This window comes from Amnibacterium sp. CER49 (genome assembly GCF_029846255.1).
In the GTDB taxonomy this organism is placed as follows: Bacteria; Actinomycetota; Actinomycetes; order Actinomycetales; family Microbacteriaceae; genus Amnibacterium.
This window is the reverse complement of record NZ_JARVWQ010000001.1, coordinates 899,881-915,055: the sequence shown is the minus strand read 5'-3', so window position 1 is coordinate 915,055 and position 15,175 is coordinate 899,881. Positions and strand designations below refer to the sequence as shown.

At 71.7% G+C, this 15,175-nt stretch carries 14 protein-coding genes; 8 read left to right on the top strand and 6 right to left on the bottom strand.

The genetic code is table 11. The annotated features are described in order from the left end of the window. Positions 1–51 precede the first annotated feature (51 nt). The 4 genes from QDR37_RS04295 to QDR37_RS04280 all read left to right on the top strand — a co-directional run bounded on the left by QDR37_RS04295 (position 52) and on the right by QDR37_RS04280 (position 5,304). On the top strand, positions 52–1,782 hold the full coding sequence (locus QDR37_RS04295; protein ID WP_279712346.1) for an alkaline phosphatase family protein: 1,731 nt from the start codon (positions 52–54) through the stop codon (positions 1,780–1,782). Positions 1,783–2,045: 263 nt separating this feature from the next. Next, the gene (locus tag QDR37_RS04290) at positions 2,046–3,125 is read left to right on the top strand and encodes a substrate-binding domain-containing protein (protein ID WP_279712345.1); all 1,080 of its coding nucleotides are present in this window, start codon (positions 2,046–2,048) and stop codon (positions 3,123–3,125) included. Positions 3,126–3,238: 113 nt separating this feature from the next. Next, positions 3,239–4,003, top strand: a complete 765-nt coding sequence (locus tag QDR37_RS04285; RefSeq protein ID WP_279712344.1) for an ATP-binding cassette domain-containing protein — start codon at positions 3,239–3,241, stop codon at positions 4,001–4,003. Beyond that, positions 4,000–5,304, top strand: coding sequence for an ABC transporter permease (locus QDR37_RS04280; RefSeq protein WP_279712343.1), 1,305 nt, complete (start codon positions 4,000–4,002; stop codon positions 5,302–5,304). The genes QDR37_RS04285 and QDR37_RS04280 overlap by 4 nt, the downstream gene beginning before the upstream one ends. A 134-nt stretch (positions 5,305–5,438) precedes the next feature. Here QDR37_RS04280 and QDR37_RS04275 read toward each other — a convergent pair whose 3' ends face one another. The 3 genes from QDR37_RS04275 to htpX all read right to left on the bottom strand — a co-directional run bounded on the left by QDR37_RS04275 (position 5,439) and on the right by htpX (position 7,833). Next, positions 5,439–5,870 (bottom strand): RbsD/FucU domain-containing protein, encoded by a 432-nt coding sequence (locus tag QDR37_RS04275; RefSeq protein WP_279712342.1) that lies wholly within the window; start codon positions 5,868–5,870, stop codon positions 5,439–5,441. A 28-nt stretch (positions 5,871–5,898) separates the two neighbouring features. Beyond that, positions 5,899–6,825, bottom strand: coding sequence for a nucleoside hydrolase (locus tag QDR37_RS04270; protein ID WP_279712341.1), 927 nt, complete (start codon positions 6,823–6,825; stop codon positions 5,899–5,901). Positions 6,826–6,960: 135 nt separating this feature from the next. Continuing rightward, a complete protein-coding gene (htpX, locus tag QDR37_RS04265; RefSeq protein WP_279712340.1) occupies positions 6,961–7,833 on the bottom strand; it encodes a zinc metalloprotease HtpX in 873 nt (290 codons plus the stop codon). A gap of 170 nt (positions 7,834–8,003) precedes the next feature. Here htpX and QDR37_RS04260 point away from each other — a divergent pair, with 170 nt between their 5' ends. The 3 genes from QDR37_RS04260 (at position 8,004) to QDR37_RS04250 (ending at position 11,284) form a co-directional block, all read left to right on the top strand. Beyond that, positions 8,004–9,203, top strand: a complete 1,200-nt coding sequence (locus QDR37_RS04260) for an acetyl-CoA C-acyltransferase (protein WP_279712339.1) — start codon at positions 8,004–8,006, stop codon at positions 9,201–9,203. Between the two features lie 78 nt (positions 9,204–9,281). Beyond that, on the top strand, positions 9,282–10,289 hold the full coding sequence (locus tag QDR37_RS04255; RefSeq protein ID WP_279712338.1) for a sugar phosphate isomerase/epimerase: 1,008 nt from the start codon (positions 9,282–9,284) through the stop codon (positions 10,287–10,289). Positions 10,290–10,420: 131 nt separating this feature from the next. Next, a complete protein-coding gene (locus QDR37_RS04250) occupies positions 10,421–11,284 on the top strand; it encodes a TIGR03620 family F420-dependent LLM class oxidoreductase (protein WP_279712337.1) in 864 nt (287 codons plus the stop codon). A gap of 8 nt (positions 11,285–11,292) precedes the next feature. On the opposite strand, the gene QDR37_RS04245 is transcribed toward QDR37_RS04250, so the two are convergent. Next, complete coding sequence (locus tag QDR37_RS04245; protein WP_279712336.1) at positions 11,293–11,970, bottom strand: response regulator transcription factor; 678 nt, start codon at positions 11,968–11,970, stop codon at positions 11,293–11,295. A gap of 165 nt (positions 11,971–12,135) precedes the next feature. Between QDR37_RS04245 and QDR37_RS04240 the strand changes: the two genes are divergently transcribed. Then, positions 12,136–12,417 carry a GlsB/YeaQ/YmgE family stress response membrane protein gene (locus tag QDR37_RS04240; protein ID WP_347882089.1) on the top strand — a complete coding sequence of 94 codons (282 nt, stop codon included), beginning with the start codon at positions 12,136–12,138 and terminating at the stop codon, positions 12,415–12,417. A gap of 68 nt (positions 12,418–12,485) precedes the next feature. Here the strand turns inward: QDR37_RS04240 and QDR37_RS04235 are convergent, their stop codons facing one another. Together QDR37_RS04235 and QDR37_RS04230 are read right to left on the bottom strand one after the other, a co-directional pair. Next, complete coding sequence (locus QDR37_RS04235; RefSeq protein WP_279712335.1) at positions 12,486–13,727, bottom strand: alpha-hydroxy acid oxidase; 1,242 nt, start codon at positions 13,725–13,727, stop codon at positions 12,486–12,488. Between the two features lie 17 nt (positions 13,728–13,744). After that, a complete protein-coding gene (locus QDR37_RS04230; protein ID WP_279712334.1) occupies positions 13,745–15,166 on the bottom strand; it encodes a rhamnulokinase in 1,422 nt (473 codons plus the stop codon). Between the last annotated feature and the right edge of the window lie 9 nt (positions 15,167–15,175).

Sequence of the window (15,175 nt, the reverse complement as noted above, 5' to 3'; positions counted from 1 at the left end):
GTCCTCGGAGCATCCGAGGCGACCCCCGAGCCTGTTCGAAGGAGCACGTGCATGCCGTCCCGACGTTGGACCCTTCCCGTGGGTGCAGCCGGGTGCGCCGCCGCCCTTGCGGTGGGCGCCCTGCCCGCCGCCGCCCAGCCGGCCACCTCCGAGCACCGCCCGGCGAGCCGTCACGTGCTCCTCCTGTCGGTCGACGGGCTGCACGAGTCCGACCTCGCCCGCTACGTGCGGCAGCACCCGCGCTCGGCGCTCGCCGGCCTCGTGCGGCAGGGCCGGTCGTACACCCGCGCCTCGGCGACCTTCCCGTCGGACTCCTTCCCGGGCATGGTCGCGCAGCTCACCGGTGCCGATGCCGGCACGAGCGGCGTCTTCTACGACGACACGTACAACCACTCGCTGCTCCCCGCCGGCACGACGCACTGCAGCGGCGCCGCCCCGGGCGCCGAGGTCTCGCTCACCGAGGCCGCCGACCGCTCCCAGAACCCGATCACGCTCGACGCCGGTCAGGGCATCCGGAGCTCGTCGCTGGCGGCTCTCCCGACGAACTCGATCGCTCAGACCCTCGCTGCCGCGCCGTCGCTCACGACGGCGATCCTGCAGCTGACGTCGAAGCCGCGCACGCTGCTCGACCCGGCCGCGCTGCCCGTGAACCCGTCGTCGTGCACGCCGGTCGAGCCCTACCAGTACCTGCGCGTGAACACCGTGTTCGAGGTCGCGCACGCGGCCGGCCTCCGCACCGCGTGGTCCGACAAGCACCCCGCCTACGACATCCTGAACGGTCCCTCGGGCAACGGCATCGACGACCTCTTCACCCCGGAGATCAACAGCGTCGCCGACGCCGCGGGCGACGACTGGACGACGGACAACGCGCTGACGCAGGAGTACGACTCCTTCAAGGTGCAGGCGGTCCTCAACGAGATCGACGGCTACGACCACAGCCGGACCCACCGCGTCGGGGAGCCGGCCGTGTTCGGCATGAACTTCCAGACCGTCTCGACCGCGGAGAAGCTGCCCGTCTCGGACGGCCTGAAGGGCGGCTACACGAGCACCGGCGCTCCCGGTCCGCTCCTGCAGCGCGCGCTCGACTCCGTCGACCGGCAGGTGGGCCGCATGCTCGCCGAGCTCCGTCACGAGGGCCGCGCCGGGTCCACGACGGTGATCCTCTCCGCCAAGCACGGCCAGTCGCCGATCCTCCCGCAGCAGCTGCGCCGGGTCGACGACGGCAAGGTCCTCGACGGGCTGAACGCCGCGTGGAAGGCCGCCCACTCGGGCAGCGCCGACCTCGTCTCGTTCTCCGTGAACGACGACGGGATGCTGCTCTGGCTCTCCGACCGGTCGTCCGGCGCCGTGGTGTTCGCGCGGCACTACCTGCTCACGCACTCCGCCCCTGCCAACACGATCAACGACCCGAAGGGCGTGTACTCGACGACCGTCGCCTCCTCGGGGCTCAGCGCGGTGTTCGTGGGCACGGCCGCAGCGCGTCTCGTCGACGCGAAGGCCGGCGACCCGCGCAGGCCGGACCTCATCGGCATCGCTCAGCAGGGCGTCGTCTACACGGGCGGGGTGAAGAAGATCGCCGAGCACGGCGGTGCCGCCTTCGACGACCGCGCGGTGCCGCTCGTGGTCGCCGGTGCCGGCGTGCACCATGCGGGATCCGCATCGTCGGCCCACGTGGCCACGACGCAGATCGCGCCCACGATCCTCGCGCTGCTGGGTCTCGACCCGAACGCGCTGCGGGGCGTCCGTATCGATGGCACGAGGACGCTGCCCGGGCTGCGCTGAGCCGCGAGGGAGGAGGGACGGGCCGGGAGGGCCCGTCCCTCCGTCGTGCGTCCAGGGGGAAGCGGATCGGGACGCAGCAGCCACGCCCTGCTGGGTGCTGCCTGGTCCCCTTCTCTCACCAGGCGAAACGTTTCGTCACGGGATCGTTACCGGATTTCGGGGGTCGGGACCTGGGGGTCTCCCTAGAGTTCGGAGGTCCGCTCCTCGTTGCCGAGGCGCGGAGACGGCCTGCTGCCGTCCAGGACGAGAAGGGTGAAGAAGCCTTGAAGAAGACGATCCTCGGCGCGGCGACGGTAGTCGCTGCGACGACCCTGCTGCTGGCCGGCTGTGCCTCCGGCGGTGGCTCCACGACGAAGAGCACGAGCGGCTCGGGCGGCGGTGCGAAGGCCGCGGCCTCGAAGCGCGCCTGCGTCATCCTGCCCGACACCGAGTCGTCGCCCCGCTGGGAGAACGGCGACCGGCCCGCGCTGCAGAAGGCGCTCACGGGCGCCGGCTTCACCGCCGACATCCAGAACGCGCACAACAGCACCACCCAGTACGCGACCATCGCCTCGGCCCAGCTCAGCAAGGGCTGCGGCGTGATGCTGCTCGTCGACCTGAACGGTGCCGGCGCGCAGGTGCTCACGAAGGCGCACGGCCAGGGCGTGCCGGTCATCGCCTACGACCGCCCGATCCAGGGTGCCGACTACTACGTCTCGTTCGACAACGAGAAGGTCGGCGAGCTCGAGGGCCAGATGATCGTCGACGGCCTGAAGAAGGAGGGCAAGGACCCGAAGACGGCCAAGGTCGTCTGCATGGCCGGCGACCCGACCGACGGCAACGCCGCCTACTTCCTGAGCGGCGCGAAGAAGTCGATGGGTGCCGCCGGCATCCAGTGCGCGTTCTCGCCGAAGGGCACCTGGGACGCCACGAAGTCCGGCACCGAGTTCGCGCAGGCGTACACGGCGCTGAAGGGCAACATCGACGCGGTCTGGACCGCGAACGACGCGAACAACGCGGCCGTCATCACGGTGCTCGACAAGTACAACAAGGTCGTGCCGACGTCCGGTCAGGACGCCTCGATCCCCGGTCTGCAGAACATCCTGCTCGGCAAGCAGTACGGCACGGTCTACAAGCCGTACCAGCTCGAGGCCGACCAGGCGTCGAAGATCGCCATCGACCTGCTGAAGGGCTCGAAGCCGAGCGCTCCGACGAAGGTCGGCGGGGTGCCGTCGTTCCTCGAGACGCCGATCCTCACCACCGCCACGGGCGTCGAGAAGGTCGTGCAGGACGGCAACGCGTCCGTCGCGCAGATCTGCACCGGCGCCGTCAAGAAGGCGTGCGACAAGTACGGCGTCAAGTAATCCCCTCTGGCGCGGCCTGCGCGGTCGGAGCATCCTTCGGGGTGCACCGGCCGTGCAGGCCGCAGCCGGTTCCGGCACCTCCCGCATAGCAGCGGCAGAAAGAAGGAGGGGGCATGGTCGCCCCGATCATCGAACTGAGAGACGTCCGCAAGAGCTTCGGTCCGGTCGACGTACTGAAGGGGGTGAACCTCAAGGTCTACCCGGGTCAGGTCAGCGCGCTCGTCGGCGACAACGGCGCCGGCAAGTCCACCCTCATCAAGGGCCTCGCCGGCGTGCAGCCCTACGACTCGGGCGAGACCCTGATCGACGGCTCGCCCGCGCATCTCGCGACGCCGAAGGAGGCCTCCCGCCTCGGCATCGAGGTCGTGTACCAGGACCTCGCGCTCTGCGAGAACCTCGACATCGTCCAGAACATGTTCCTCGGCCGCGAGGAGACCCACCAGGGCACCCTGAGCAACGGCGAGATGGAGAAGCACGCCTCCGCCACCCTCGGCTCGCTCTCGGTCCGCACCATGAAGTCGGTGCGGCAGAAGGTCTCGTCGCTCTCCGGCGGCCAGCGGCAGACGGTCGCGATCGCCCGCGCGGTGCTGCAGAAGGCCAAGGTCGTCATCCTCGACGAGCCGACCGCCGCCCTCGGTGTCGCGCAGACGGAGCAGGTCCTGAACCTCGTCCGCCGCCTCGCCGATCAGGGCGTGGGCGTGCTCATCATCAGCCACAACCTCGCCGACGTCTTCCAGGTCGCCGACCACATCAACGTGCTCTACCTCGGCACGATGGTCGCGCAGCTGGAGACGAAGGAGACGAACAACAACGACGTGATCGGGTACATCACCGGTCTCAAATCCGTCGAGCCGAGCGCCGCAGGAGCCGCACGATGACCACCACCGAGAACAAGGTGCCGGACCCCGAGCTCGCAGCGGCCGTCGATACGGCGGGCGGCGCGACCGCTCCCGGGATCGCGACCGGCTACGAGGGCACGATCGGTGACCAGTTCAGGGCCTACATCGCCCGGGTGCGCTCGGGGGAGATGGGCATGCTGCCCGCCATCGGCGGCTTCATCGTGCTCTGCATCCTGTTCGAGATCCTGACCCAGGGTGACTTCCTCGGCCTGCTGAACGTCTCCAACCTGATCACGCAGACGGCGTTCCTCGCGATGCTCGCGGTCGCGCTCGTGTTCGTGATCCTGCTCGGCGAGATCGATCTGTCGGCCGGTGTGACCGCTGGTGTCGGCATGGCCGTGTTCGTGCAGCTGAACAACTCGCTCCACATCAACTGGTTCCTCGCCCTGATCGTCTCGCTCGTCGTCGGCATCGTGATCGGCGGCTTCATCGGCTACTTCGTGGCGAAGGTCGGCATCCCGTCGTTCGTCGTCACCCTGGGGCTGTTCCTCGGCTTCCAGGGCCTGCAGCTCGTGCTGCTCGGCAACGGCAACTCGTACCGGATCACCGACCCGTCGGTGCTCGCGATCGAGAACAGCAACATGCCGGTGTGGGCCGGATGGCTGATGTGGGCCGTCATCGTGCTGGTCTCCTTGGGGTCCGCCTTCTACGACCGCACCCGACGGCAGCGCGCCGGCGTCCCGGTGCGGCCGATCAGCATGCTCGCGATCCGCGTCGGCGCGGTCGCGGTCTTCACGGGCATCATCGTCGCCCTGCTGAACCAGGACCGGTCCGTCTCGGTCGTGCCCGTGCAGGGCGTCCCGATCGTCGTGCCGATCGTGCTCGCCATCCTCTGGATCGCGACGCAGGTGCTCGACCGCACCCGCTGGGGCCTCCACCTCTACGCGGTGGGCGGCAACCCGGAGGCGGCCCGCCGCGCCGGCATCAGCGTCGCGGCGATCCGCATCTCCGCGTTCGTGCTCTGCTCCACCCTCGCGATCGTCTCGGGCCTGTTCCAGGCGAGCGAGGTCGGCGTGGTCGGCTCGTCCTTCGGCCAGACGGACGTGCTGAACGGCGTCGCGGCGGCGGTCGTCGGCGGCGTCAGCCTCTTCGGCGGTCGCGGCCGGCTCGTCCAGGGTGTCGTCGGGGCGCTCGTGATCACCGCGATCACGAACGGCCTCGGCCTCATGAGCCTGCCGGGCGGCGTCAACCTGCTCATCACCGGCGGCGTGCTGATCCTCGCCGCCACGGTCGACGCCCTCTCGCGCAAGCGGGCCGGCGCGTCGCTCGCCCGCGTCTGACGCGAGCCGCACACGAAGGGGCCGGGAGCGATCCCGGCCCCTTCCGCGTCTTCCCGTGGCGTCGACGGGCTGGTGCCGCCGAGTCCCGCGTCGTCCGCGGCCGGGGCGGCCGATCGTGCGGATCGGAGCCGCGCTCAGCCCGAGACGACGCCCTTCGTGAGCACGAAGCACCCGTACGGGCGGTCGTCCGTGGTCGCCACGGTGGCGAAGCAGCCCCTCGCGAGGTCGTAGAAGGCGGTGCGCTCGACCGGCGCGAAGCGCACGGCCCGGCCCTCCGCGCTCGAGGCCGCGCGCTCGACGTCGCGGTGCACGTCGAGCACCTCCTCGGGCCGCCCGTCGGGCACCATGCGGAACGCGGCGGGTTCCACGAAGTCGTCGACCGGGAACAGGCTCAGCACGTCACCGATCGCGTCGACGAGCGGCACCGCGGCCAGCGGGATCACCCGCGTCGAGTGCGAGTGCGCGGGGTAGTTGGCGTCGACGACGGCGAGCCGGTCGCCGTGCCCCATCGCGGCGAGCGCCCAGAGCAGGTCGGGGCCGAGGGTGCGGGGGATGCCCTTGAGCATGCGGGTCCTTCCGAGCGGAGCGCGCCGATCAGCGCGCGGCGGCTTCGAGCTTCGCGAACAGATCCTCGAACATCAGCCGGGTGTCGAGTCGTGTGAAGACGCGGATCGCGCGGCCGTTGCCCGTCGGGTGCAGCGTGCCGTCGTCGCCGAAGCGCGGCGCGGGTTCGACGACCGACTCGCTCGACGAGGCGTCCGGCTCGAAGGCCGACTGCAGCGCGGTGAGCAGCACGAGCGGGCTGTCGCCGTACGCGTAGGTCTCGCCCAGGTCGTGCCCCGCTGCCGCCACCGAACGCTGCGCCCCGTCGATCGCCTCGGCGAGCAGCGCTCCGATCGCGCCGTGCGGCCGGATGCGCCGGTCCAGCTCCGCCTGCGACAGCAGGGTCTGCCGGTAGGCGTTCCGCGGCACCTGCCAGACGTCGAGGTCGGAGTCGTTGAAGACGACCTGCGCGGCGACTACGTCGATGGCGGTGTTGTACTCGACGTCGGGCGCGCCCGGCGGGGTGGTGCCGTGGCCCGGGTACTCGGCGCCGCCGATCCACACCACCGTGAGGCGTTCGGCGATCCGCGGCTCGAGCAGCCACGCGCTCGCGATCTCGGTGAGCCCGCCGCCGCAGGCGACGACGAGGGGCAGGTCGGTGTCGTCGCGCATCGCCTCCTCGACGATGGCGCGGGCGGCGGACGAGTCGGCGGGCGTGCGGCGATCCGCGAGGCCGAGGTTCGATCCCGCCATCACGCGATCGTCCGGCAGGCCGAGCGCCGCGAGCACCTCGCGAGCGCGGTCGGCGGCGTGGTCCGCCGTGGCGCCGGAGTCGTCCCACGCGTCGCCCGCGGCGAGGTGCGAGCCGATCACGAGCCGCAGCTCGACCGAGGGGCTGAGCGCGTGGTGCGCGAGCTGGACGAGGCCGTCGGGATCCCCGGCGTAATCGTTGTCGGCGATGACGCGCAGGCGGGGCATCGGTGCCTCCTTCGTCAGCGGGCCGTCGCCCGTCACGCTAGCGCGACGAAGCCCCCGCGGATCAGCCCGCCCTGCTCCGGATCCGTGCCGCTTCGACCGAGCCGGAGCGACCAGGATCCGGAGCAGGGACCTGGATCAGCGGCGGATGCCGGCCGCCATGCTCTCGAGCCGCGCGATGCGCTCCCGCATCGGCGGGTGCGTCGAGAACAGCTGGCCCACGTCCTGGGCGCGGAACGGGTTCGCGATCATGAGGTGGCTCGTGCTCTGCAGCCGCGGCTCCGGCGGGAGCGGCAGCTGCTGCGTGCCCGCCTCGAGCTTGCGGAGGGCCGAGGCGAGGGCGACCGGGTCGCCGGTGAGGGCGGCGCCGTCCTCGTCGGCGTCGTACTCGCGGGTGCGGCTGATCGCGAGCTGCACGACGCCGGCCGCGAGCGGACCGAGGATCAGCAGCAGCAGGGCGCCGAAGCCGCCGCCGCGCTCCTCGCGGTCGTTGCCGCCGCCGAGGAACATGGCCCCGTAGGCGAGGTAGGTGATCACCGACGAGAGCGCTGCCGCGACCGACGAGGTGAGGATGTCGCGGTTGTAGACGTGCATGAGCTCGTGGCCGAGGACGCCGCGCAGCTCGCGCTCCGAGAGCAGCTCGAGGATGCCCTCGGTGCAGCACACGGCTGCGTGCTTCGGGCTGCGGCCCGTGGCGAAGGCGTTCGGTGAGGCGGTCGGCGAGACGAAGAGCGCCGGCATCGGCTGGCCGGCCCGTGCGGAGAGCTCCCGCACGATGCGGTGCATCGCGGGCTGCTCCGCCTCGGTGACGGGGTAGGCGCGCATCGCCTTGATGGCGACCGTGTCGCTGAACCAGAACGAGCCGAGGTTCACGAGCAGCGCGATCGCGAGCCCGATCGTCAGGGCCGCGAGGCTGCGGCCGAAGAGCAGGTAGCTGGCGCCGAGCACCACGGCGCCGAGGAGCCCGAAGAGCAGGGCGGTCTTCAGGCCGTTGTAGTGCCGGTGAGGCATGTCGTTCCTTCCAGGAGTCGTGCACCCTCTGTGTTCGACCAGTCCAACAAACCGCGGCGCTCGACGCTTCCGTCCGGCATATGAGATGCGTATGAACGCCCTGAGAAGACACGACGCGGGCGATGCGGCGTCCGCCGTATCCTCGCGGCAGGACCGCGAAGGAGCGACTCGTGACCGATGTGAAGGACCGACCGGCACCCACGACCGTGCTGCTCGGCTACGCCCGAACCCCGTTCGTGAAGTTCACGGGGCAGTTCGCCGGGATGCCGGCGGTGCGGCTGGGCGCCGTCGCCGCCCGCGCCGCGATGGAGCGGGCGGGCATCTCGCCCGAGGACGTCGACCAGGTCGTCGTCGGCCAGGTGCTGCAGGCCGGGGCCGGTCAGAACCCCGCCCGTCAGACGGCCGTCGCCGCCGGCGTCCCGATGACCCGTCCCGCGATCACGCTGAACGCCGTCTGCCTCTCGGGGCTCGAGGCCGTCACCGAGGCGCACCGGCGCATCGCGCTCGGCGAGGCCGACGTGGTGCTCGTCGTCGGCCAGGAGTCGATGACCGAGGCGCCGCGGCTGCTCGCCGGGTCCCGCAGCGGCTCCAAGTACGGACCCGTCACCATGGTCGACTCGACGGACCACGACGGCCTCACCGACGCGTTCCAGCACCAGAGCATGGGCGCCTCCACCGAGGACTATGCGGGGGAGCGGGGCATCAGCCGTGAGGAGCAGGACGCGTGGGCGCTCCGCTCCCACCAGCGCGCGTCCGCGAGCCGCGGCCGGTTCGCCGACGAGATCGTGCCGGTCGAGGTGCAGCGCGGCCGCGCCACCGCGTTCGTCGAGGCGGACGACGGCATCCGGGACGACGCCTCCACCGAGGCGCTCGCGAAGCTGCGACCCTCGTTCTCGCCGACCGGCACGATCACGGCGGGCAACGCCTCGCCGATCACCGACGGCGCCGCGGCGATCGTCGTCGCGAGCGCGCGGTGGGCTGCGGACCACGGTCGCACGCCGCTCGCCGCCGTCCGCAGCGCCGCGATGGTGGCGGGCCCCGACGTGTCGCTGCTGACCCGGCCGAGCGAGGCGATCGCGCTCGCGGCGAAGCGCGCGGGCGTCGAGCCCGCCGATCTCGCCGCCATCGAGATCAACGAGGCCTTCGCCTCCGTCGCCGTGGTGTCGGTGCGCGAGCTCGGGGTCGACCCGGAGCGGGTGAACCGCGACGGCGGCGCGATCGCGCTCGGTCATCCCATCGGCGCCTCCGGCACCCGCCTCGTCGGGCACCTCGCGCTCGAGCTCGCGCAGTCGCCCGCGGGCACGCTCGCCGCGGCGGCGCTCTGCGGCGGTGGCGGGCAGGGCAGCGCGATGATCCTCGAGGCGCTCTAGGTCGGCCCCGACCTCGCTCCGCTAGCGTCGGCGGTGAGGCGCCGGGCCGCGGGCCCGGCCGGCAGCGAAGGAGCAGCGATGGCGCGACCGATCACCCTGTTCACCGGCCAGTGGGCCGATCTGCCGTTCGAGGAGGTGGCGCGGCTCGCGGGGGAGTGGGGCTTCGACGGCCTCGAGATCGCCTCGTGGGGCGACCATCTCGACGTGTCCCGGCACGCGGACGCCGACTACGTGGCGGGCCGGAAGGCGATCCTCGAGCAGAACGGCCTGCAGGTCTGGACGATCTCGAACCACCTCGTCGGGCAGGCGGTCTGCGACGACCCGATCGACGCCCGGCACCGCGGGATCCTGCCCGACCGGGTATGGGGCGACGGCGAGCCCGAGGGCGTGCGGCAGCGCGCCGCGGAGGAGCTGAAGGACACCGCCCGGATGGCGAAGGCGCTCGGCGTGAAGACCGTGACGGGGTTCACCGGATCATCGATCTGGAAGACGGTGGCGATGTTCCCGCCGGTGCCGGACGAGATGGTCGAGGCCGGGTATCAGGACTTCGCCGACCGCTTCCACCCGATCCTCGACGTGTTCGAGGAGCAGGGCGTGCGCTTCGCCATGGAGGTGCACCCGAGCGAGATCGCCTACGACTACTGGACGGCGCAGCGGATGCTCGACGCGATCGGCCAGCGGGAGTCGTTCGGGCTGAACTGGGACCCGAGTCACATGGTGTGGCAGCAGGTCGACCCGGTCGGCTTCATCGTCGACTTCGCCGACCGGATCTACCACGTGCACTGCAAGGACTCGAAGGTGCAGGTCGGCAACGGCCGCAACGCGCGGCTCTCGTCGCACCTGGCCTGGGCGGACCCGCGGCGCGGCTGGGACTTCGTCTCCGTCGGCCTGGGCGACGTGCCGTGGCAGCGCTGCTTCCGCGCGCTGAACTCGATCGGCTACGACGGCCCGCTCTCGGTCGAGTGGGAGGACGCCGGCATGGACCGCCTCGTCGGCGCCCCGGCGGCGCTCGAGTTCGTCCGCGAGAACGCGGTCGAGCCCTCGGCGGCGGCCTTCGACGCCGCGTTCTCGAGCGCCCGGGACTGATCCGACCTCCTCCGGGAACCGCGTGTAGGTGGTTCGTGCTCGTGTCGGTGCGACACGCGAGGCGCGTACCTACGGCAGAGCGAAGTACCTACACGCGGTTCCTCAGGCGGCGAGTGCCTACGCTGCCGAGCGTGAGCGATACGGGCACGGGGAGCGGCTGGAGCGATCGGCTCGGCACGGTCGGGGTCTGGCGGGGCGGCAACGACGTCGACGCCGGTCTCGCGAGGACGATCGAGGCGCTCGGGTACGGCACGGTCTGGCTCGGCGGCTCGCCGGGCTCCGACCTGCGCCGGGCCGAGGAGCTGCTCGACGCGACCGACCGGCTGCAGGTGGCCACCGGCATCGTGAACATCTGGAAGTCGGACCCGGCCGAGCTCGCCGACTCCTTCTTCCGCATCGAGGAGCGGCGTCCCGGGCGGCTGCTGCTCGGCATCGGCTCGGGCCACCGCGAGGCGACCCCGCAACGCGTCCGCCCGCTCGATGCGATGGCCCGCTACCTCGACGTGCTCGACGAGCGCGGCGTGCCCGTCCACGCCCGCGTGCTCTCGGCGCTGGGCCCGAAGATGCTCGCCATGGCCGCCGAGCGCAGCGCCGGCACGCATCCGTACCTGACGATCCCGTCGCAGACGCGCGAGCAGCGGGAGGCGCTCGGGCCCGAGGCGCTCGTCGCGCCGGAGCAGACGGTCGTGCTCGACACCGACCCGGACTCCGCTCGCCGCGCCGCCCGCGCCTTCCTCGCGGGCTACCTCCGCATGGAGAACTACACGACCACGATGCGCCGAGGCGGCTTCACGGAGCAGGACATCGCGGACGGCGGCAGCGACGGGCTCGTCGACCGCATCGTCCCGCACGGCGATGCTGCCGAGCTCACTGCAGCGCTGCGGGCGCACCTCGACGCGGGTGCGGACCACGTCAACGTGCAGGTGCAGCCGGCGTCCGGAGACGTGGTCGGGCCGCTCACGGCGCTCGCGCGGGAGCTCCGCCTGGCGCGGTAGCCCGCGGCTCAGGACGGGGCGGACGGGACCCAGTTGTCGATGCGCCGGTGGTCGGGCGCGAAGCCGTGCCGCACGCCCCAGAGCACCGCCTGGGTGCGGCTCGTCACCCCAATCTTGCGGTAGACGGAGCGGATGTAGGTCTTCACGGTGTTCGGGCTCAGATAGGTGATCTCGGCGATCTCGGCGTTGCTGCGGCCCTGCGTGATGAGCGCGAGCACCTCGGCCTCCCGGTCGCTGATGCCCTCCCGGCGTCCTGGCCAGTCGAGGCCGAGCGCGGCCGCGGACCGCGGCGGTGCGTCGCTCACGACCACCTCGCCCGCCTGCACGGCCTCGATCGCCGCCACGAGGTCCCGCGCGGCCAGGGTCTTCGACACGTAGCCGCGCACGCCCACGGAGAGGGCCTGGTCGACGAGCTCGCGGTGGAAGTTCCAGGTGTAGACGACCACGCGGTGCGCGTGCGGGTTGTCGACGAGCTGGCGCAGCACGCCCGAGCCGGGCTCGGGCTGCGCGAAGTCGTCGTAGAGCACGACGTCGATGTCGTCGGCGAGCGACTCCTCCGCGTCGATCTCGGCGATCGTGACCCGGTCCTGGTACCGGTCGAACATGTGGGCGAGCCCGATGAGCACGACGTCGTAGTCGTTGATCAGGGCGACCCGGATGGGCCGCGTCCGCGTGTCCGCTGCCACAGGGCCCGGTATACACCTCGGGGTGTGGAGTTCACCCCTAGGGATGTCACCGGATTCCCACCTGAACCTCCGCTGATTCTCACCTGAGCCTGCTCTGATCGCTTCTGCATCCCACGCCTCGGGGTGCCCGCCACGTCGGACACGTGCATCTCGGAGAAGTGGATCATGGGCATCCTCGGCACCATCATCGTGATCATCATCGTGGGGCTCATCGCGGGCTTCATCGCCCGGGCGATCGTGCCCGGCCGGCAGTCGATGGGCATCGGCGCGACGATCCTGCTCGGCATCGTCGGCTCGTTCGTCGGCGGCTTCCTCGGCTTCCTGCTCTTCCACGCCGACCCCCAGGGCGGCTTCATCCAGCCCTCGGGCATCATCGGCTCGATCATCGGCGCGATCATCGTGCTGCTGATCTGGATGGCGGTCCGCGGCCGTCGCACGGCCCGGTAGGGCCCCTCAGCACCTCGATCCGGCGCCGCTCCCTCCTCGGGGCGGCGCCGGATCCGTCTCCCCGGCGGCTAGGCGCGGGCGCGGGGCACGAGGCGCTCGAGCTGCGTCACGTGCTGCGGGGTGAGCTCCTCGAGCGAGTGGGCGCCGAGCAGCTTCATCGTGCGGACGATCTGGTCGGAGAGGATCTGGATCGTCCGATCGACGCCCGCGCGCCCGCCGGCCATGAGGCCGTAGAGGTAGGCGCGCCCGATGAGCGTGAACCTCGCGCCGAGCGCGATCGACGCGACGATGTCGGCGCCGTTCATGATGCCGGTGTCGACGATCACGTCGGTGTCGCGTCCGACCTCGCGGACCACGTCGGGCAGCAGGTGGAACGGGATCGGTGCGCGGTCGAGCTGGCGACCGCCGTGGTTCGAGAGCACGATGCCGTCGACACCCGCGTCGGCGAAGCGCTTCGCGTCCTCGACGCTCTGCACCCCCTTGATCGCGAGCTTGCCGGGCCAGAGGCCGCGGATCACCTCGAGGTCCTCGAAGGTGATCGTCGGGTCCATGGCCATGTCGAGCAGGTCGCCGACGGTGCCGCCCGTCGAGCTGAGCGAGGCGAACTCGAGCTTCGGCGTGGTGAGGAAGTCGATCCACCACCACGGCCGGGGCGCCGCGTCGAGCAGGGTCCGCAGCGTCAGCTGCGGCGGGATCGCGAAGCCGTTGCGCTTGTCGCGGAGCCGGGCGCCGGCGACGGGGGTGTCGACGGTGAAGAACAGCGTCTCGAAGCCGGCCTTCGCGGCGCGCTCGACGAGCCCGTACGAGATCTCGCGCTGCCGCATCACGTAGAGCTGGAACCAGTTGCGGCCGTCCGGGTTCGTCTCCTTCACGGACTCGATCGAGGTCGTGCCGAGCGTCGAGAGCGTGAAGGGGATGCCGGCCTCCGCCGCCGCGCCCGCTCCCGCCGTCTCGCCCTCGGTCTGCATGAGCCGGGTGAAACCGGTCGGTGCGATGCCGAACGGCCACCTCGAGGGCGCCCCGAACACGGTCGCCGTGGTGTCGACGTGCGCCACGTCGCGGAGCACCTGCGGGTGGAACTCGACGTCCTCGAACGCCTGCCGCGCCCGCTGTATCGAGATCTCGGCCTCGGCCGAGCCGTCCGTGTAGTCGAACGCGGCCTTCGGGGTGCGCCGCTTCGCGATGCGCCGCAGGTCCTCGATCGTGAGCGCGGACTCGAGCCGCGCCTTCTTGAAGTCGAGCTCGGGCTTCTTGAACCGCAGGTACTCGAAGACCTCGGCGGGCTTCGGGAACTGGCGCTGCACCGTCATCGGCGATGAGCCTCTCGTCAGGAGCGGGCCCGCGGCGGGAAGACGCGGGGCGGGAAGGACACCTCGACCACGCGGCGGAGCGCCTCGAGGTCACCGGCGAGCAGGCCGTGGGTGCGGGCCTGCACGAGCAGGTTGCCGATCGCGGTCGCCTCGACGGGACCCGCGACCACCGGCACGCCGACCGCGTCGGCGGTCAGCCGGCAGAGCAGCTCGTTCTGCGCGCCCCCGCCGACGACGTGCACGGTGCGGATCGTGCGACCCGTGAGCCGCTCGATGTCGCGGACGGCGTCGGCATAGGCGTCGGCGAGGCTCTGCAGCACGCTGCGGACGAACTCGCCGACCGTCGCCGGCACGCGGCTGCCCTGCTCGGTGAGCAGCGCCTCGATGCGCCGAGGCATGTTCCCGGGGGCGAGGAGCCGCGGGTCGTTCACATCGAACGTTGGCACGTCGGCGGGCGCGTCGGCGGCTTGCGCCAGCAGGGGCTCGAGGTCCTCCGGCTCGCCGGCCTTCGCCCACGTGCGGACCGACTCCGACAGCAGCCAGAGCCCCATCACGTTCTTGAGGAACCGGGTGCGGCCGTCGACGCCGCCCTCGTTCGTGAACCCGGCTTCCCGTGCTTCGTCGGTGGCGAGCGGGGACTCGAGCTCGGTGCCGACGAGCGACCAGGTGCCGCAGGAGATGTAGACGCTGCCGGCGTCGCGCATCGGCACGCCGACGACCGCGGAGGCGGTGTCGTGCGAGCCGACCGTGGTGAGCAGGAGGTCGCGGGCGATCCCGAACTCGTCGCGCGTCGTCGGGGTGACGGGGCCGAGCACCGTGCCGGGGTCGACGAGGTCGGGGAGCAGGTCCCAACGCAGGCCGAGCCGGAGCATGAGGCCGCGGTCCCAGTCGCCGCCACCGACCGGCAGCAGTCCCGTCGTCGAGGCGTTCGTCCGCTCCGCGACCTGCACCCCGGTCGCCCACCAGCCGAGCAGGTCGGGGATGAGCAGCAGCCGCGTCGCCATGTCGAGCACGCCGGTGCCGGCCGACGCCGCCAGCTGGAAGATCGTGTTGAAGGGCAGGTGCTGCAAGCCGTTGCGGCGGTACAGCTCCTCGGCGCTCACCTCGCCGTGCACCGCCTTCACGCCCTCCGCGGTCCGCTCGTCCCGGTAGTGGTACGGGTTGCCGATGAGGCGGATGCCGCGGAGCAGGCCGTAGTCGACGGCCCACGAGTCGACGGCCGCGCCGAGCAGCTCCGGCTCCTCGCGGGAGGCGGCGCCGACGCCCGTCATCGCGGCCGAGTACAGCGACAGCACGTCCCAGTGCAGGCCGTCCGGCAGCCGGACCGGGGTGTTCGGGAACCGCATCACGTGCCGGAGGTGCAGCTCGCCGTGGCCGAACGCGCCGAGGATCACCCGCCCGCTCGTGGCACCGAGGTCGATCGCAGCGACGGACTTCATGGAGTCCGT